Below are 18,069 nucleotides of genomic sequence, written 5' to 3' on the forward strand. Positions count from 1 at the left end.
ACCAGCCTGCGGCTGCGGCTCCTCATGGTGTTCTCCCTCGTCGCGCTGACGGCCGCGGTCTCCGCGTCCGGCATCGCCTACTGGCTCAACCGCGAGGCGGTGCTGACCCGCACCCAGGACGCGGCACTCGGCGACTTCCGCCAGGAGATGCAGAACCGGGCCGCCGCCCTGCCCGCCGACCCCACGCAGGAGGAGCTGCAGCGCACCGCCGAGCTGATGGCGGGCAGCAGCCCCGGCTACAGCGTGCTGCTCGTCGACGAGCGGGCCGACCACCGCATCGTGTTCGGGGCGGCCGGCCCCGACGCCTTCCGGCTGGACGACGTACCGGAGTCCCTGCAGCGGGCGGTGAACGACCGTCAGAAGGAGACGTCCGCCAACGACTCCGAGTACCACGTGTACTGGCAGCGCACCAAGCCGCACGGCAACCCGTACCTCGTCGGCGGGACCCGGATCGTCGGCGGCGGGCCGACCGGCTACATGTACAAGAGCCTCGCCCAGGAGCGCGACGACCTCAACGCGCTCGGCTGGTCGCTGACCATCGCGACGGGCCTCGCGCTGCTCGGCTCCGCGCTGCTCGCGCAGGGAGCCGCCCGTACGGTCCTCAAGCCCGTACAGCGGCTCGGGGAAGCGGCGCGGCGCCTCGGCGAGGGCGAGCTCGACCACCGCCTCGACGTGTCCGGCAACGACGAACTCGCCGACCTGTCGCACACGTTCAACAAGACGGCGGAAGCGCTGGAGAAGAAGGTCGCCGACATGAGCGCCCGCGAGGAGGCCAGCCGGCGCTTCGTCGCGGACATGTCGCACGAACTGCGCACCCCGCTGACCGCGCTCACCGCGGTCGCCGAGGTGCTGGAGGAAGAGGCCGACGACCTCGACCCGATGATCGCCCCGGCGGTGAAGCTCGTCGTGAGCGAGACCCGGCGGCTGAACGACCTGGTGGAGAACCTGATGGAGGTCACCCGCTTCGACGCGGGAACGGCGCGCCTGGTGCTGGACGACGTGGACGTCGCCGACCAGGTGACGGCGTGCATCGACGCGCGGGCCTGGCTCGACGCGGTCGAACTGGATGCCGAGCGGGGCATCGTGGCGCGGCTCGACCCGCGCCGCCTCGACGTGATCCTCGCCAACCTGATCGGCAACGCGCTCAAGCACGGCGGCTCGCCGGTGCGGGTGTCGGTGCGCGTGGACGACGAATGGCTCGTCATCGCGGTGCGCGACAACGGGCCGGGCATCCCCGAGGAAGTCCTCCCGCACGTCTTCGACCGCTTCTACAAGGCGAGCGCGTCCCGCCCCAAGTCCGAGGGCAGCGGGCTCGGCCTGTCCATCGCGGTGGAGAACGCGCACATCCACGGCGGCGAGATCACCGCGGCCAACGCGGAAGGCGGCGGTGCGCTGTTCACGCTGCGGCTGCCGGTGGACGTGGGGAAGGTGATCGCCCGTGGCGGCGCGAACGAGGCGTAGGGGCGCCACCGCCGCGGCCGCGGTGATGTGGGCCGCGGCCCTGGCGTCCCTGGTCTCCGGCTGCGGGATCCGGGCGACCACCGTGCCGGTGGACGTCGGCGCGGCGCCGTCGCGGGTGTCCTGCGACATCCCGGCGCAGCAGGGCGGTACGCAGGGCTTCCGAGCCACCGTGGAACTGGTGTGCGGGTCGCGGCTGGTCGGGGTGGACCGGGTGGTTCCCATAGCCGAGAAGAAGCCGGCCCGCGACCCCGCCATGCTCGCCGCCGAGGCCCTGCTGGAGGCACTGGAGCGGGAGCCGTCGCAGGAGGAGCGCGACGCGGGCTTCAGCTCCGCCGTGCCCCAGGGCCTGACGGTCGCCGCCGGCCAGCCCGGGGACCCGGCGGGCACGGTCCGGCTGAGCCGCAAGCCGGAGGACCTGCCGCCGGTGGCGCTGTCCCAGGTGGTGTGCACCCTGGCCGGGAGCGAGACGGTTTCGGCCGGGCCGGGCCCGGTGGTACTGGGCGGCCCGGACGCGGACCCGCCGCGCGCGTGGGAGTGCACGGAGGCGGTCCGCCGCCGCCCGGAATCGGTCCCGACCCTGGGCGAACTGGTCCGGTCGCCTACTACGGCTGCGCCGACGCCGACGCCGACGCCTTCGCGCTGAGGGGGCTGGTGTGCGGGGCCTGACGGCGCAGGCCGGACATCTCCCCCTCGAGGGGCCGGGGGCGGGGCGGCGTTTGCCCACCCGCCTCCCAGGGTGCGGGGCGGTGCGTGGGGGAGCCGGATCCCGTCCGGCCGGCATCAGGGAGGTGCTGGGGGTTTCCCGTCAGTCCCATCGTCCTTCCGCGTCGTGACGGCCTGTCAAGGGCGCTCCCTGCGGTCGCGTCGCTACGCGATCGCCTCCGGCGACCCTTGACAGACCGCCCCGCCACGGAAAAACGAAGAACTGCCGGGAAACCCCAAAAGGACGGCACGGGTCCACAGTCACAGGATCCCCCCTCAGCGCTCAGACGAGGGGTCGGACCTCACCGCGCCGGGCCTCCACCCCCGTTTCACCCCTCTCCGAAGCCCCAGGCGCACCGGATCGCTACGCGCTCCTCCCGGCTCGGCGTCCGCAGTCCGTCCGTGGCTGATACCCGCAGCAAATGACGACGAGAAGCCCGCCTGAGGTTGGCATGCCGATCTCGTCCAGAGCGACGGGACGACGGCGGCGCGGCGTGTGGCCCGGCACCTCAAGCGGTCGGAGAACGCCCGCCCACGCACGGGCCACGTGCCGGTCCAGCGCGCCCGCCTGGTCCGGGTGGACGGCGGGGAGCTCGACGGCCCCGCGGGGTAGACCGACAGGCCGACCTCCACCAGGCGGTCCACCGCCGAAGCCGTCACCCTCAGCCGGAGGCGCGGCACCGGCACTCCAAAGGCCTCCATCAGCCGGTCCGCCCACCCCAGCGTGGACTGTTCTGTGTTGGCGATGGAGCCGGGAGAGCGCAAACCAAGCCGGACTCATCTGATAATCAGGGGGCGTCGTGTATGTGGGGGATAAATGGGGTTGTTAGCCATGTCGGCTGAGGCTGTGTCGAGCGAGGGGCGTTTTGATTGGTTCTGCGACATGGTCTCCGGAGACCTGATGCCAGTCAGCCTCAGCACCGAACGCAGGGCCGATTTTCATGCGGAGATCACGGATCTGGAGCTGGGTGCGGTGCGGTTGTCGGCGTTCACGTTCTCGCCGGTGCTGTCGCGTCGTACCCCGACCCACGTCCGGAGGGGCGATCCAGAGAACTACCAGCTGGCGCTCGTGACGCGTGGGGGGTTCAGGATCTCGCAGAAAGGCAACGACACGGAAGTCATGGGGGACATGGTGCTGACGGCCAGTTCTCTTCCCATGGAGAACGCGGGAGTCAGTTCGGACGGGCAGGTTCAGGCCGCCGTGCTCCAGATCCCCCGTTCCGCACTGGCACTACGGCCCGACAGAGTGGATCGGCTGCTCGCCCAGCGGATTGGCGCTGATCGTGGAACAGCGGCGATCTTCAAGGGCTTCGTGCGCACCATGCTTGCCGAGGGTCCGAGCTGTCGGCCAGTGGAGCTGGCCGGCATGGGGTCGATCGCGCTTGATCTGGCGACCGCATGCCTGGCCCAGCAGCTCGGCTCCCCCCGGGAAGCCCCGCCCGAGGCACGGGCTCAGGAGATGCGGCACCAGGTCATGCGTTTCATCGACACCAACCTCAGCGACCCGGAACTCACCCCCCAGACTGTCGCGGACCACCACAGCATCTCCCTGCGGACCCTCTACAACCTCTTCCAGGGTCAGCCTCTGAGCGTGGCAGCCCGCATCCGTCAGGGCCGGCTGGACCGCGCGTTCGCCGACCTGGCACGTCCGGAGCTACGCGCCGAGCCTGTGCAGACGATCGCCTTGCGCTGTGGTTTCTCGAGTGGCACGGCGTTCGGCAGGGCCTTCAAGGAAGCCTACGGGCGGACCCCTGCTGAGCACCGCGCTGCCGCGCTGAGCCGTACCAGTTGCAGGGCCACATGATGACCCCCTACTGCGACGGGGGTCCGGCCGGGATTCCAACGGCCCCGCGTGGTCGTGGCCTACCTGCGGGTAGAGATGCCCCCCCTGGCTCCGATGACCTGCACGTACAGGACGTTGTGAATCGCTGCGGCGGCAACGTCCTCGACGGCGCCCGCTTTGCCGGGGACCTCGTAACAGCCACCCTTGCCATTGCTCACGTCGAAGTCGTGGTCGCAAACTCCGCCGCCGGCGACGCCGGCGTAGCGGAGCAGCACCTCGTTGGCACCCGAATCGCTCGGCGGCCGGCGCGTCAGTGGGGTTGTTCCTGTTTGGCGGACAGGTTCGATGTGTTGGTCAGGCTGCTGTGGTTTCGTACTCGGCTGGGCTTTGGTAGCCGAGGGTGCTGTGGAGTCGGCGGGTGTTGTACCAGCCCTCGATGTACTGGAAGATCGCGGTTCGGGCGGCAGCGTGGGTGTGCCAGTTGTGTCGGCTGACCAGCTCGTTCTTCAGGGTGGCGAAGAAGGACTCGGCGAGGGCGTTGTCCCAGCAGACGCCGGTGCGTCCGACGGAGAGCCGGATGCCCAGGTCGGTGGCGAGGCGGGCGAAGGCGTGGCTGGTGTACTGGGTGCCGCGGTCGGTGTGGAAGACGACCGGGGCTTGGGGCCGGCGCTGGTGGCAGGCGGCTTTGAGTGCGTCCGCGGCCAGGCTGGTGCCCAGGTGGTCGGCGGTGGCCCAGCCGATCACGCGGCGGGAGGCGATGTCGATGACGGTGGCCAGGTAGAGCCAGCCCTGACCGGTGGGAATGTAGGTGATGTCCCCGCACCAGCGGGTGTCGGTCGCGGCCGGGTCGGTGCGGAAGTCGCGTCCGACCCGGCCGGGGCGTGCGCGGGCGGCCGGGTCGGGGAGGGTGGTGCGGTGGGCGCGTCGGCGGTGCCGGCCGATGATGCCGGCCTGGCGCATCAGGCGGCCAACCCGGCGCCGGCCGCAGGCCAGGCCCTCACGCAGCAGAGCGGCGTGGATCCTGGGGGCGCCGTAGGTGCCGCGCGACCGGGAGACCTTCATCAGCTCACACGCCCGTTTGACGTTGTGACCTGCGTGCTTCTCCGCCTCGATGAACGGGTGAACCGTCACCGGGTCCCCCTCGCGAAGAAAGCCGTGGTGAGTTCAACCCGTCAGCGCAACACCGCATGATCTTGGTGTTGGTCTTCTGATGGGGAGGGGCTTGGTGGCTCGGTTGGGTCGTCGCGGGCTGTCGGATACGGAGAAGCGGGAGCTGTGGCGGCGCTGGAGAGACGGTGAGTCGCTCAGTGAGATAGGCCGGGCCTTCGGCCGGCAGGCTGGCTCGATCTTCGGAGTCGTCAAGGCCAACGGCGGGATCGTGCCTGCGGAACGTCGGCGTCGGCCAGACGCGCTGTCGCTGGCCGAGAGGGAAGAGATCTCTCGCGGTCTGGCACGGCAGGAGTCCTTCCGCCAGATCGCCTCCGTCGTCGGTCGACCAGTGTCAACAGTCAGCCGCGAGGTCAGCCGGAACGGCGGCCGGCGGGCCTATCGTGCGGCTCGAGCTGACGAACGGGCGTGGGACAACGCCCGACGTCCGCAGGACTGCCTCCTGGCGAGGAATCACCGGCTGCGTGACCTCGTATCGAGGAAGCTGGCCGAGGACTGGTCACCGGAGCAGATATCCGGCTGGCTCGTCGCCGAATTTCCAGACGACGAGAGCCTGCGCATATCGGCGGAGACCATCTACCGCAGTCTGTTCCTGCAGGCCAGAGGGGTTCTCGCCCGAGAGCTCATAGGACACCTCCGCTGCCGCCGTGCGATGCGCCGCTCAAAGAGGGCGACAAAGTCCGGGCAGGGCCGTGGCGGCATCACCGATGCCCGGTCCATCACTGAACGTCCTGCGGATGTGGAGGGCCGAGAGGTCCCCGGGCACTGGGAGGGAGACCTGATCGCGGGCACGAAGAACACCCACGTCGCGACCCTTGTCGAACGGCACTCGCGCTACGTCGTGCTGGTCAAGGTCAACGGCAAGGACACCGACACGGTGGTCTCAGCCCTGACCGGGCAACTCGCGAAGCTGCCCGCGAACCTCCGAACCACCTTGACCTGGGACCGCGGGATGGAACTGGCCGATCACAAGAGGCTGGCGGCCGCGACCGGCTTCGGGATCTACTTCTGCGACCCGCGCAGCCCCTGGCAACGGGGCACCAACGAGAACACCAACAGGCTTCTGCGGCAGTACTTGCCCAAGAAGAGCGACCTGTCCCAGCACAGCCAGAACGACCTGAACAAGATCGCCGTCAGGCTCAACAGCAGACCAAGGAAAACGCTCGGCTATCTGACACCGTCAGATAAGCTCCAGCAGGCTGTTGCGCTGACGGGTTGAACTCACCGTGGCCCGCTTGAGGACCTCGACGTCCTCCCGCAGACGGCGGTTCTCCCGCCGCAGCTGAGCCAGCTCCGCCCGCTCGTCCCGCTCGAGCTGTTGGGGCTGGTGGCTGGCCTCAGACTGCGCCAGCCACAGCCTGACAGCGGTCTCGGTCAGGTCGAAGTCCCTGACGACCTCAGGCACCGACCGGTCTCCGCGCAGGCACAACTCGACGATCTCGGCCTTGAAATCGGCCGTGAACTGCCGCCGCTGCCGCGGCTTCTTCTTCGGCATGTTCTCCATCATGGACATCCCTCCCGGGCACGAGCCCAGATCTCGGATATCCGCCAAACCGAAGCAACCCCACAGCCCGACCATGCTGCGCCCCGAGAACCTGCTGATGTAGTTCCGATCGCCGTAGGCCGGGAGGGAGCAATCCCCTCATATTCGAGGGCACGTCTCCCACAGCCGCGTACCCAACGGCCAACCATCACGAGCCTCATCTGACGGTGCCCGCCACGACCCAGCTGCACAGATCGTCGAAGAACTCTGCATGCCTCGCACACCGAGGTCAGGGCACGGCGGGTTTCAATCGAGCTGCCTCACACAGGGCCAGTGAGCAGGGGAAGGGGAAACCGATGAGTACACAGCGTATGAAGGCGGCCGGTCTGATGGCAGGCGTTGCGCTTCTCGGGATCGGCGGCATCACGCCGGCGAACGCGGGCGTCACCGCGGAGGGCCAGTTCGAGTCGCGCATCTTGTGGTGGACACCTCCAACGGAGTCCCGCCGTTGGACGGACAACAACACCACCGGGGACTACACCGGCATTTACTTCTCAGGGTGCCAGTCGGATGACGACTTCCGAGGCTATGACTACGCGTCACTGACCCTGTGGAAGAACGTCTCCAATGCCCCGGACCGATCCAAGGGCACCCGGAACAACTACTGCGGGTGGGTTGACTACGGCGATCCGGACGACGCGGGCAGCTACTACTTCAACCTGTCGGGCGTCGGCAACGGCGACTTCATCAAGATCGAACACGTCAAGGTCGCCTGGTAGCCGAGGGCCGGATCAGGGGTCGGATTTCCGGCCCATGAGAGTGCCGCCCGATGGGGCGGTACCACACAAGGAAATGAGGGTTAGAGTGAAGATCGGTTTGACGTCGTGGGCCGGGGTGATGGCCGGGGCCGCGCTGCTGGGTGCGGTGTCGGTAGTTCCTGCGCATGCCTCGGAGGGCGAGTTCCAGTCGTCCATCACAGGATGGCAGGTAAGTTCTCAGCCCGAGTCGCGCCGCTGGTGGGACGGTAACAACACTTCGGACTACACGGGCATCTACTTCTCGGGCTGCACAGCGGACGGCGGTGGCGGGTTCAACTTCGCCACCCTGAGGCTGTGGAAGGACGTCCCTAACGCTCCGGACCGATCCAAGGGTACGCGGACCAACTACTGCGGGTGGGTCGACTACGGCGATCCGAACGACGCGGGCAACTACTACTTCGCGCTGACGGACATGTCCAGCGGCACGTATCTTTCCGTCGAGTATGTGAAGGTCGCCTGGTAGTACGGTCGTTGAAAAAGTAATACGAGGGTCCCGGTGGATGCGGCACCGGGACCCTCTCTTCCCCACCCATGACCAATGTCATCCCGCTGGCAGCGGGTTGGCGGATTGCGCGTTCCTCCATGTCTTTGATTTTTGATCACGTTTCGTTCCGGTACGGAAGGAGAAAGCCCGTATTCGATGAATTCATGCTCCGGATCGATGCACGGGCAACGGTCCTCCTCGGCCCGAACGGAGCCGGCAAGTCCACACTGATGGCCCTTGCCGCCTCCCACCTGGCCCCGTCCTCCGGGTCGGTCACCTTCGACGGAGACACCGCAAGGGGCCGCCGCTTGGCAGGCTACCGCCAACGCGTGGCGTGGATCCCCCAGCAGATCACCCCCATGCCGGGGCTGACGGTACGCGAGCAGGTCGCCTATGCGGGATGGCTCAAGGGCATGTCGAGGGCTGCGGCGTGGAAGGCGTCTGAGGGCGCGCTGCGCCGCGTCGACCTCATCCGCCTCGCGGAACGGAAGAGCCACCAGGTGTCGGGCGGGCAGCTCCGCCGCATGGGAATTGCGGGGGCGCTGACCCACCGCAGTGAGCTGATCTTGATGGACGAGCCGACCGCCGGCCTCGACCCCACTCAACGCCAGGTGTTCCGTGAGCTGGTTGACGACCTCGCCAGCCATGTACAGGTAATCGTCTCCACGCACCAGACCGAAGACCTCGCAGACCTGTATACGCACGTGGCCGTCCTCGCACACGGCAAGATCTGCTTCCAGGGCAGCCCCGCCGACTTCTGCGCCCTGGCACCGGCCGACACACGGGGACGCGAGCGGGCCGAAGCCGCCTACGTGGCGCTCGTCGGACGGGAGATCTGACCGGTGCGTATCGCCAGTCTCCTGCGGTCCTCGTCCGCTGCGATCATGCTCGTCTTTCTCGGTGCCTACGTCCTGCTGCTCCTGTCGGAGCCGATCAGCACAGGAATCGTCCGCGGGTACGGACCGTCCGTCCTGGGCAACGCCTCCTACACGATCCCCTTCGCCGCGGCCGCCTGCGCGGCGAGCGGAGCGTGGGAAAGCGCACGCCTGCGCCGCGGCAACGTCTTCGGGCAGACTCCTTCTCGCAGCCGGCTCGCCATCGCGCTGCCGCTGCTGGTCCCAGTCTGGGGGATGGGCGTCGCCGGCATGCTCATCGCGGTCGGTGTCGCGGTCTCGGCTGCGGGGACCCTTCCTTCCTTCTCGCACCTGGGCATGTTCGTGGTGTACGCGCTGCTGATGGCGGCCGCCACGCTGGCCGGATACCTCCTGGGTGGCCGTCTTCCGCACCTTGCTGCCGCACCAATGGCGATGGTCGCCGGGTTCTGCCTGACCGCGTTCCCCGGATCCTGGGACACCCCGTGGCCCCGCCACCTGGTCGCCGGCGCCTACGACAGCTGCTGCTCGGTCGGATCGGTCATCGACCCTGTGGCCATATGGGCGCCGATCCTGTTCACCAGCGGGATCATCACCGCATGCCTCCTCGCGATCGCCCAGGCCAGCCGGTGGAAGCCTCTGGCCGCCCTGATCGCCGCGTCCGCGGCCTCGGTGTCCCTGGTCGTGCATATGGGCTATGCCCCGGTCACCGACCGGAACCCCGACGCTCTGGTCTGCGACACCGCCGGCGTCCCGGAGGTGTGCCTGTGGCCCGAGACCCCGGGACGTAACCGGATCGTGGCGACCACCCGCACCTACAGCGGCCGCCTGAAGGACGCCGGACTTCCCGCGCTCGCCTCCCTCACCCAAAACCGCGACCTCGAGCCCGGACAAGCTCGCTTCGGAGGCAAAGGCCAGCTCCGCCAGCAGGACATCGCCACCAACCTCACCAACACCCTCCTGCCCCCCGTTCCCGAATGCGCCCGAACCAGCCACAAGTACCCGGCGTTCCCCGCACGGGGACCGCTCACGGCATGGCTGACCGCCATTGCCACCCAAGCTCCCCCGGCGCCGGTCCAGGGCAGCGTCTCCCCCGACGACGCGAAAATCGCCCAGAGGGTCCTCACACTGCCCTCCGACCGTCAGCACGCCTGGTACGAAACGAACCGGGCCGCACTCACCGGCTGCGACCAGAAGCCGGCCCTGAGCCCTGAAGGAGCAGGCCAATGAACTGGTGGGCCGCATCCCGCAGCGTCCCGGTCCTCGCCGCCGTCACTGTCATGACGGTCGGCGCGGGCCTGGCATTCGGACAGAGCCGCATCCCCGTACCGGCGATGGTCGGCGGGGCCGGACACTTCCTTCTCGCCGCGCTGATCACCGTCGTCCCCGCCGTGACATGGCTCGCCTTCACCGGCCGCGCCCGAGATGCCACGGAAACAGTCGCTGCCCGGGCCGTCCACCGCTTCGATACCGCCCTCGCTGCTGCCTGCGCAACCCTCGCCCTGAGCATGGCTGTTCTGGGACACTTCGCGGGCGCCGACGCCGTGGCCTTGGCCATCGGCCGGAATACCGCCTTCTATCTGGGCCTAGCGCTCATCCTGAACCCCCTTACCGGCGCCCGGATCGCAGCCCCGGTCCTCACGGCTGTACCCCTGGTGCTCGCCGTCGGAGGGTGGAAGAGCGGTGGCCGCGGAGCGCAGCCGTGGGCTGTCGCCCTGCACGCCGCAACCAGCACGCCCGCCCTCCTGGCCGGCGTCGCGACCCTGATTGCCGGGGCAACGCTCAGCAGCCTCAAGCCACCGCGCTGCGCCCTCTACTGATCTTTTCGCAGAGTTCCATGAAGGGCTGACGGGTGAGACGGCGGCTCGGTTTGAATTCGCCCGGTTGTAGTCGGCAAGCACCGTGATGGGGAAATCTGCAGTCCTTCTCTGATCCCGCCCAGGCAGAACGCCGAATCCAGCCGGCGCGGGGTCTGAGCGCCCGGACGGCGGATGGAAACGGACCGGCCCCCGAAGCCATGGCTTCGGGGGCCGGTGCGCGGCCGTGCGGCGGCGGGCAATGCCCGCGGCGGCGGAGGGGTCAGATGCCCGCCGACGCCGCCAGGTCCTTCTTGATGGCGTCCAGGATCTCCTGCCCCCGAGCGCGGGCCGGGGCCAGGTCCGCGGCGTCGGCCACCGGCACCACGACCTCCAGGTAGCACTTCAGCTTCGGCTCCGTGCCCGACGGCCGCACGATCACCCGGGCCTTGTAGTCGCCCTCCAGGTAGTAGCGGAGGCCGTCCGTGGGCGGGAGCGACTCCGTGCCCTGCGTCAGGTCCTCCGCCGCGACGACCCGCAGCCCCGCGAGGGATGCAGGCGGCTCCGCCCGCAGCTGCGCCATGGCGTTCGCGATGACCGACAGGTCCGAGACGCGGACCGACAGCTGGTCCGTGGCGTGCAGGCCGTGGGCCATCGCCAGGTCGTCCAGCAGGTCGGACAGGGTCCGCCCCTGCTTCTTGAGCTCGGAGGCCAGCTCGGCCACCAGCAGGGCGGCGGTGATGCCGTCCTTGTCGCGGACGCCCTCGGGGTCCACGCAGTAGCCGAGCGCCTCCTCGTACCCGTAGCGCAGGCCGTCGACGCGGGCGATCCACTTGAAGCCCGTGAGGGTCTCCTCGTAGCCGACCCCGGCCGCCTCGGCGATCCGGCCCAGCAGCGAGGACGAGACGATCGACTCCGCGAAGACGCCGGTCGCGCCCTTGTGCACCAGGTGCGCCGCCAGCAGCGCGCCGACCTCGTCGCCGCGCAGCATCCGCCAGCCGCCGTTGTCGGGCACCGCCACCGCGCAGCGGTCCGCGTCCGGGTCGTTCGCGATCACGATGTCCGGCTGGACCTCGGCGGCCTTGGCGAAGGCCAGGTCCATCGCACCCGGCTCCTCCGGGTTCGGGAACGCCACCGTCGGGAAGGCCGGGTCCGGCTCGGCCTGCTCGGCGACGAGCACCGGCTCGGCGAAGCCGTGCCGGGCGAAGGCCGCCATGACGACGTCCTTGCCGACGCCGTGCATGGCCGTGTAGACGGTCCGCACGCCCCGGGCGGAGCCGGGGCTCAGGACGGCGTCCGTACGGGCCAGGTAGGCCTCGAGGACCTCGTCGCCGAGCTGCTCCCAGCCGGAGTCCGGCCGCGGGACGGACGCGAGCGTCGTCACGCGCGCGATCTCGGCGGCGATCTGCGTGTCGGCGGGGGACACGATCTGCGAGCCGTCGCCGAGGTAGACCTTGTAGCCGTTGTCCCGGGGCGGGTTGTGGCTCGCGGTCACCTCGACGCCGGCGACGGCGCCCAGGTGCCGTATGGCGTACGCGAGGACCGGCGTCGGCAGCGGTCGGGGCAGGACGGCCGCGCGGAGCCCGGCACCGGTCATGACGGCGGCGGTGTCGCGGGCGAAGTCGGCCGACTTGTAGCGCGCGTCGTAGCCGATCACGACCAGGCCGCCGGAGTGCCCCTGGGCCTTGAGGTACGCGGCGAGGCCCGCCGCGGCCCGGATGACCACGGAGCGGTTCATCCGCATGGGACCGGCGCCGATCTCGCCGCGCAGCCCGGCGGTGCCGAACTGCAGGGTGCCGGAGAACCGGTCCGCCAGCTCCGCGGTGTCGCCCGCCTGGAGGAGCCCGGCGAGCTCGTCCGCGGTCTCCTGGTCGGGGTCCTCGGCCAGCCAGGCCCGGGCCCGGGTGATCAGGTCGTCCTGTTCCTGCACTACTTCCGCCTTGTCTCTCGTACGGTGCCGGTCGCCGGTGCCTCAGATACGGGCGAGGACCTGGGTCAGCAGCTTGCCCATGCGCGCGGCCGAGTCGCGGCCGGCCTGGAGCACCTCTTCGTGGTTCAGCGGCTCGCCGGACAGGCCCGCCGCCAGGTTGGTGACCAGGGAGATGCCGAGCACCTCGGCGCCGGCCTCGCGGGCGGCGATGGCCTCCAGCACGGTGGACATGCCGACCAGGTCGGCGCCCATGACGCGGATCATGTTGATCTCGGCCGGGGTCTCGTAGTGCGGGCCGGGGAACTGGACGTAGACGCCCTCTTCGAGGGTCTCGTCGATCTCCTTGCACATCGCGCGCAGGCGGGGCGAGTACAGGTCGGTCAGGTCCACGAAGTTCGCGCCGACGATCGGCGAGGTCGCGGTGAGGTTCAGGTGGTCGCTGATCAGGACCGGCTGGCCGGGCTTCATGCCGTCGCGCAGGCCGCCGCAGCCGTTGGTCAGCACGACGGTCTTGCAGCCGGCGGCGACGGCGGTGCGGACACCGTGGGCGACGGCGGCGACGCCGCGGCCCTCGTAGTAGTGGGTCCGGCCGAGGAAGAGCAGCGCGCGCTTCTCGCCGATCTTGTACGAGCGGATCGTGCCGCCGTGGCCCTCGACCGCGGGGGGCGGGAAGCCGGGCAGCTCGGTGACGGGGAATTCGAACTCGGGGGTGCCGAGGGCCTCGGCCGCGGGGGCCCAGCCGGAGCCCATGACCAGGGCGACGTCGTGGGTCTCGGCGCCGGTCAGCTCACGCAGACGCGCGGCGGCGGCGTCGGCGGCGGCGTAGGGGTCGGTTACAGATGCGTTCACGCAGACGAGCGTAGCCGCTGATGGCCTACGCGCGTAGATGGCGCAGCTCACGGTGTTCGGATCGTTGCCTTGTCGTTTCCGCCGAATCGTCCCGGGGCGCGGCGTACGCGGCCTTGGCGCCGCCGCCAGTGACCTGCGGGAACGGGGGCGCCGGACCGGGTCGGCGACTGTCGGGGCAGGTCGGCGCAAGCCCGCGCGGGGCCGGCCCGCGGCCGCCCTGAGCCGCCTGCGGGGCGGCCCGCGGGGCGGCTCGGGGCCCGGCGACCGCGGCTCAGCAGGGGCGCTTGCGCAGTTCCATCACGTAGTCGTGCGGAGCGCCCGCGGACTCGGCTGCGTCGGCGATCTCACCCAGGTAGCGCGCCGAGGGCAGGCCGCCCTCGTAGCCGTTGAGGACGTAGCACCAGGCCGCCTCCTCGCCGTCCAGGGTGTGGACCCGGATGCGCATCCGGCGGTAGATGTCGAGGCCGACGCCCTCCCACCGGTCCATCGAGTCCTCGTCCAGCGGCGCGATGTCGTACAGGGCGACGAAGACCTGCTGGCGGGGCGCCTCGACGATGGTCGCGAGGGCGCCCTCCCAGCCCATCTGCTCGCCGCCGAAGGTCAGCCGCCAGTCGTTGATCCAGCCCGTTCCGCGCAGCGGCGAATGCGGGGCGCGGCGCGTCATCAGCCGCGGGTCGAGGTTGCCGGCGTACGCGGCGTAGAGCGACATGGAGTCGAGGGTACGGGAGGGGCGGCCCGGGACGCGTGCCCGGTGGGTGTACCCCCGGACGGAGTCCTCGCGGGGACCGGTGGAGGGACGTCCGCGGGGTGGCCCCGGGACCGGGGGAGAAGCACCTTGAAGCGTGCGGGACAATGGAGCACGGAATGCATCCCCCGGGGAGACCCCCCGGAAGCCCCGGCCGGGGCGGCGCTCGGCCGGGTAGACGTGAGGCGGAGTTTTCGTGACCCGGATCGTGATCATCGGCGGCGGACCCGGCGGGTATGAGGCGGCCCTCGTGGGGGCCCAGCTCGGCGCGGAGGTGACCGTCGTCGACTGCGACGGCCTCGGCGGCGCCTCGGTCCTGACCGACTGCGTGCCCTCCAAGACGCTCATCGCGACCGCCGAGGTCATGACGAACTTCGACTCCTCCTACGAGGAGCTCGGCATCGTCGTCGCCGACGACACCCCGCCGATCGAGCAGGCCGCCCGCATCATCGGCGTGGACCTCGGCAAGGTGAACCGGCGCGTCAAGCGCCTCGCGCTCGCCCAGTCGCACGACATCACCGCCTCCGTCACCCGGGCCGGCGCCCGCGTCATCCGCGGCCGCGGGCGGCTCGGCGGCCCGCAGGGCATCGACGGCACCCGCGACGTCATCGTCACGGCGGCCGACGGCACGGAGCAGATCCTCACCGCCGAGTGCGTGCTGATCGCCACCGGCGGCACCCCGCGCGAGATCCCCGACGCGATGCCCGACGGCGAGCGCATCCTGAACTGGACCCAGGTCTACGACCTCGACGAGCTCCCCGAGGAGCTCATCGTGGTCGGCTCCGGCGTCACCGGCGCCGAGTTCGCCGGCGCCTACCAGGCCCTCGGCTCGCGCGTCACGCTGATCTCCTCCCGCGACCGCGTGCTGCCGGGCGAGGACCCGGACGCCGCCGCCGTCCTGGAGGACGTCTTCCGCCGCCGCGGGATGAACGTGATCGGCCGCTCCCGCGCCGAGTCCGCCAAGCGCGTCGGCGACCGCGTCGAGGTCACCCTCTCCGACGGCCGCGTCGTCACCGGCACCCACTGCCTGATGGCGGTCGGCGCCGTCCCGAACACCCGGGGCATGAACCTGGAGGAGTCCGGGGTCAAGCTCAAGGAGTCCGGCCACATCTGGACCGACAAGGTCTCGCGCACCTCCTCGCCCGGCGTGTACGCGGCCGGCGACGTGACGGGCGTCTTCGCGCTCGCCTCGGTGGCGGCCATGCAGGGCCGCATCGCGATGTACCACTTCCTCGGCGACGCGGTGACCCCGCTGAACCTCAAGACGGTCTCCTCGAACGTCTTCACCGACCCCGAGATCGCCACCGTCGGCTACACGCAGGCCGACGTCGACGCCGGCCGGATCGACGCCCGCGTGGTGAAGCTGCCGCTGCTGCGCAACGCCCGCGCCAAGATGCAGGGCATCCGGGACGGCTTCGTGAAGCTGTTCTGCCGTCCGGGTACGGGCATCGTGGTGGGCGGCGTGGTCGTCTCCCCGCGCGCGAGCGAACTGATCCACCCCATCTCGATCGCGGTCGACAACAACCTGACCGTCGAGCAGATCGCAAACGCGTTCACGGTGTACCCCTCGCTGTCGGGTTCGATCGCCGAGGTGGCGCGCCAGCTGCACACCCGCAAGGCGGCCGGCGAGGCCTGAGCCGGGCCGGTCCGCCGACAACCTTCCTGCTGGCCAGGAGAGTTGGGGCGGGGTGCGGGCGGACTGCGGGCGAAGGGCGGGATGTTCACGTCCTCGCCCCGCCGCGTATACCACTTGGCACCCCGCCTTATGGACAACTTCGGTATTCCGGCGCAAGGAGCTGAAACCAGACGGTCGCCCGGGTTACTGTCAGTTTCGTGTTCGCTGCAGAACGTCGCCAGTTGATTCTCGAAATGGTGCGGGCCAACGGAGCGGTGTCGCTCCGGGAGCTCGCCCGCGTCGTCCAGACCTCCGAAGTGACCGTACGTCGGGACGTGCGGGCACTGGAGGCAGAAGGACTCCTCGACCGCCGGCACGGCGGTGCGGTACTGCCCGGAGGTTTCACGCGGGAATCCGGGTTTCCGCAAAAGTCCCATCTCGCGACGGCGGAGAAGACCGCCATCGCCGACGTGGCGGCGGGCCTCGTGGAGGAAGGCGAGGCCGTCGTCGTCGGTGCGGGCACCACGACCCAGGAGCTGGCCCGACGGCTGGCCCGGGTGCCGGGCCTGACCGTCGTCACCAACTCCCTCCTGGTCGCCCAGGCGTTGGCCCACGCCAACCGCGTCGAGGTCGTCATGACCGGCGGCACCCTGCGCGGCTCGAACTACGCGCTCGTCGGCAGCGGGGCCGAGCAGTCCCTCCAAGGCCTGCGCGTCTCCCGCGCCTTCCTGTCGGGCAGCGGCCTGACGGCGGAACGGGGCCTCTCGACGTCCAACATGCTGTCCGCCAGCGTGGACCGGGCCCTGGTCCAGGCCGCGGCCGAGGTGGTGGTCCTGGCGGACCACACCAAGCTCGGCACGGACACGATGTTCCAGACGGTCCCGACGGACGTCATGACCCGCCTGGTCACCGACGAGCCCCCCGCGCACGACGACCGCGCGGCCACGGAGCTCCAGGCCCTGGCGGACCAGGGCGTCCAGATCACGGTGGCGGGCACCGCCTCCACCGGCCCGTTGGACGCCATGCAGAGCCGCCGCCCCCGCCGCGAGGCCCCCCTCCCGGTCCAACGCCGCGGCACCCCCACCCCGCAACTCCGCAGCGCCCCCGCCTCCCTCCTGGACCCCCAACAGGACCGCCCCCGAGTAGCCGACCTCCGCCGCCGCTAGCCCTCTCCGGCCCGCGGGCCGGAGAGGCGGCGGGCTCCGGGCTCAGCCCTGCTTCCCCCAGGGCGCTCCGCAACCAGTCGAGCGGCCCCTGCCCAAGAAGTTCATCGGCCAGCCGCTGCCGTTTCTGATTCCGGTTGTGTTGGCGGTTCCGTTGTCGTTGCCGGCCGCTGCGCGGAGCCGTTCCCCTCCCCGCCCCTTCCCGAAACCGGGCTCCGCCCGGACCCGTTCCGCCTCAAACGCCGGCGGGGCTGGGACGGCCACGGCGGGTTTGGGACGGCCACGGCGGGTCTGGGACGGCCCCGGCGGGGCTGGAAGGCCCGGGCGCTCCGTGCCTGGTGCGCTCAAACGCGCGCGGGCTAGAACGGGCAGGGTTCCCCGGGCGGGATCGGAGAAGGGCTGGGGGTTTCCCGTCAGTCCCATCGTCCTTCCGTGTCGTGACGGCCTGTCAAGGGCGCTCCCTACGGTCGCGTCGCTTCGCGATCGCCTACGGCGCCCCTTGACAGACCGCCCCGCCACGGAAAAACGAAGACTGCCGGGAACCCCCCAGAGGAACGGCACGGTCCATGGACAAGGGACGGCCGGATCACAGATGAGGCGGGCGCCCGGGGTTCGCCCATCCGCACCGCCCGCGGAAGAGACCGGCCCCCGCAGACCCTCACGCGCCAGATCGCTACGCGCTCCTCTCGGCTCGGCGTCCTGCGGTCGTCCGTGGCTGGTACCCGCAGCAAATGACGACCAGCAGCCCATCCGGGCCCCGAAAGGCCCCAAGGAGAGCAGCGCTGCGCTCCATTGCGCCTGGGCTGCTCCGGAGGCTTCCCGGTCGTCATCAGGTGCGGACATCAGCCCCCGTGCCGACCCCAGTGTCGGCGGCGGACGGGCCGCGGACGCCAAGAGAGCGGGAGCACGTAGCGATCCGGTGCGCCTGGGTGCTCCGACGGCCTTCCAGTCGTCGTCTGGTGCGGGTATCAGCCCCCGGACGGGCCGCAGACGCTGAGCCGAGAAGAGCGCGTAGCGATCTGGCGCGTGAGCGGCTCCGGGGCCGGGTGGGAAACGGGGCCGGATGCCCGGTGCGGCGAGGCCCGGCCCCCCGTCTGGTCTCTGACGGGGGCGCTCCTCTGTTCGTAGACCCGTGCCGTCCTTTTGGGGGTTTCCCGGCAGTCTTTGTCTTTCCGTGGCGGGACGGCCTGTCAAGGGTCGC

The 18,069-nt window shown here is 70.4% G+C and carries 16 protein-coding genes; 11 read left to right on the forward strand and 5 right to left on the reverse strand.

Going from position 1 to position 18,069, the window contains the following annotated elements:
* The first annotated feature begins 24 nt into the window (after nucleotides 1-24).
* From ABZ924_RS00210 to ABZ924_RS00220, 3 genes are all read left to right on the forward strand, one after another.
* Nucleotides 25-1,461 (forward strand): HAMP domain-containing sensor histidine kinase, encoded by a 1,437-nt coding sequence (locus ABZ924_RS00210; RefSeq protein ID WP_361902332.1) that lies wholly within the window; start codon nucleotides 25-27, stop codon nucleotides 1,459-1,461.
* Complete coding sequence (locus ABZ924_RS00215) at nucleotides 1,439-2,104, forward strand: hypothetical protein (RefSeq protein WP_361901652.1); 666 nt, start codon at nucleotides 1,439-1,441, stop codon at nucleotides 2,102-2,104. The genes ABZ924_RS00210 and ABZ924_RS00215 overlap by 23 nt, the downstream gene beginning before the upstream one ends.
* 891 nt (nucleotides 2,105-2,995) lie before the next feature.
* Complete coding sequence (locus tag ABZ924_RS00220) at nucleotides 2,996-3,967, forward strand: helix-turn-helix domain-containing protein (RefSeq protein WP_361901654.1); 972 nt, start codon at nucleotides 2,996-2,998, stop codon at nucleotides 3,965-3,967.
* Nucleotides 3,968-4,300: 333 nt separating this feature from the next.
* On the opposite strand, the gene ABZ924_RS00225 is transcribed toward ABZ924_RS00220, so the two are convergent.
* Entirely contained in the window at nucleotides 4,301-5,077 is a 777-nt protein-coding gene (locus ABZ924_RS00225) for an IS3 family transposase (protein WP_361901656.1), read from the reverse strand.
* A gap of 94 nt (nucleotides 5,078-5,171) precedes the next feature.
* On the opposite strand from ABZ924_RS00225, the gene ABZ924_RS00230 reads away from it, so the two are divergent.
* The gene (locus tag ABZ924_RS00230; protein ID WP_361901658.1) at nucleotides 5,172-6,332 is read left to right on the forward strand and encodes an IS30 family transposase; all 1,161 of its coding nucleotides are present in this window, start codon (nucleotides 5,172-5,174) and stop codon (nucleotides 6,330-6,332) included.
* Here ABZ924_RS00230 and ABZ924_RS00235 read toward each other — a convergent pair.
* Complete coding sequence (locus tag ABZ924_RS00235; protein ID WP_361901660.1) at nucleotides 6,294-6,608, reverse strand: transposase; 315 nt, start codon at nucleotides 6,606-6,608, stop codon at nucleotides 6,294-6,296. The two genes, ABZ924_RS00230 and ABZ924_RS00235, sit on opposite strands and share 39 nt — an antisense overlap.
* A 344-nt stretch (nucleotides 6,609-6,952) precedes the next feature.
* Here ABZ924_RS00235 and ABZ924_RS00240 point away from each other — a divergent pair, with 344 nt between their 5' ends.
* The 5 genes from ABZ924_RS00240 to ABZ924_RS00260 all read left to right on the forward strand — a co-directional run bounded on the left by ABZ924_RS00240 (nucleotide 6,953) and on the right by ABZ924_RS00260 (nucleotide 10,590).
* The gene (locus ABZ924_RS00240; RefSeq protein ID WP_361901661.1) at nucleotides 6,953-7,375 is read left to right on the forward strand and encodes a hypothetical protein; all 423 of its coding nucleotides are present in this window, start codon (nucleotides 6,953-6,955) and stop codon (nucleotides 7,373-7,375) included.
* A gap of 85 nt (nucleotides 7,376-7,460) precedes the next feature.
* Nucleotides 7,461-7,877, forward strand: a complete 417-nt coding sequence (locus tag ABZ924_RS00245; RefSeq protein WP_361901662.1) for a hypothetical protein — start codon at nucleotides 7,461-7,463, stop codon at nucleotides 7,875-7,877.
* 68 nt (nucleotides 7,878-7,945) lie between these two features.
* Nucleotides 7,946-8,737: an ATP-binding cassette domain-containing protein gene (locus ABZ924_RS00250; RefSeq protein ID WP_361901664.1), complete on the forward strand. Its 792-nt coding sequence runs from the start codon at nucleotides 7,946-7,948 to the stop codon at nucleotides 8,735-8,737.
* Nucleotides 8,738-8,782: 45 nt separating this feature from the next.
* Nucleotides 8,783-10,000, forward strand: coding sequence for a hypothetical protein (locus ABZ924_RS00255; RefSeq protein WP_361901665.1), 1,218 nt, complete (start codon nucleotides 8,783-8,785; stop codon nucleotides 9,998-10,000).
* On the forward strand, nucleotides 9,997-10,590 hold the full coding sequence (locus ABZ924_RS00260; RefSeq protein ID WP_361901667.1) for a hypothetical protein: 594 nt from the start codon (nucleotides 9,997-9,999) through the stop codon (nucleotides 10,588-10,590). The genes ABZ924_RS00255 and ABZ924_RS00260 overlap by 4 nt, the downstream gene beginning before the upstream one ends.
* A gap of 259 nt (nucleotides 10,591-10,849) precedes the next feature.
* Here the strand turns inward: ABZ924_RS00260 and ABZ924_RS00265 are convergent, their stop codons facing one another.
* The 3 genes from ABZ924_RS00265 to ABZ924_RS00275 form a co-directional block, all read right to left on the reverse strand.
* On the reverse strand, nucleotides 10,850-12,496 hold the full coding sequence (locus ABZ924_RS00265; RefSeq protein ID WP_361901669.1) for a phospho-sugar mutase: 1,647 nt from the start codon (nucleotides 12,494-12,496) through the stop codon (nucleotides 10,850-10,852).
* Between the two features lie 42 nt (nucleotides 12,497-12,538).
* Nucleotides 12,539-13,345, reverse strand: a complete 807-nt coding sequence (locus tag ABZ924_RS00270) for a purine-nucleoside phosphorylase (protein ID WP_361901670.1) — start codon at nucleotides 13,343-13,345, stop codon at nucleotides 12,539-12,541.
* 271 nt (nucleotides 13,346-13,616) lie between these two features.
* The gene (locus tag ABZ924_RS00275) at nucleotides 13,617-14,054 is read right to left on the reverse strand and encodes a gamma-glutamylcyclotransferase (RefSeq protein ID WP_007266087.1); all 438 of its coding nucleotides are present in this window, start codon (nucleotides 14,052-14,054) and stop codon (nucleotides 13,617-13,619) included.
* A 232-nt stretch (nucleotides 14,055-14,286) separates the two neighbouring features.
* On the opposite strand from ABZ924_RS00275, the gene ABZ924_RS00280 reads away from it, so the two are divergent.
* Nucleotides 14,287-15,726, forward strand: a complete 1,440-nt coding sequence (locus tag ABZ924_RS00280) for an NAD(P)H-quinone dehydrogenase (RefSeq protein ID WP_361901672.1) — start codon at nucleotides 14,287-14,289, stop codon at nucleotides 15,724-15,726.
* A gap of 197 nt (nucleotides 15,727-15,923) precedes the next feature.
* Nucleotides 15,924-16,871 (forward strand): DeoR/GlpR family DNA-binding transcription regulator, encoded by a 948-nt coding sequence (locus tag ABZ924_RS00285; RefSeq protein WP_361901673.1) that lies wholly within the window; start codon nucleotides 15,924-15,926, stop codon nucleotides 16,869-16,871.
* The last annotated feature ends 1,198 nt before the right edge of the window (nucleotides 16,872-18,069 follow it).

This window comes from Streptomyces sp. NPDC046876 (genome assembly GCF_040645035.1).
Classification (GTDB): domain Bacteria; phylum Actinomycetota; class Actinomycetes; order Streptomycetales; family Streptomycetaceae; genus Streptomyces.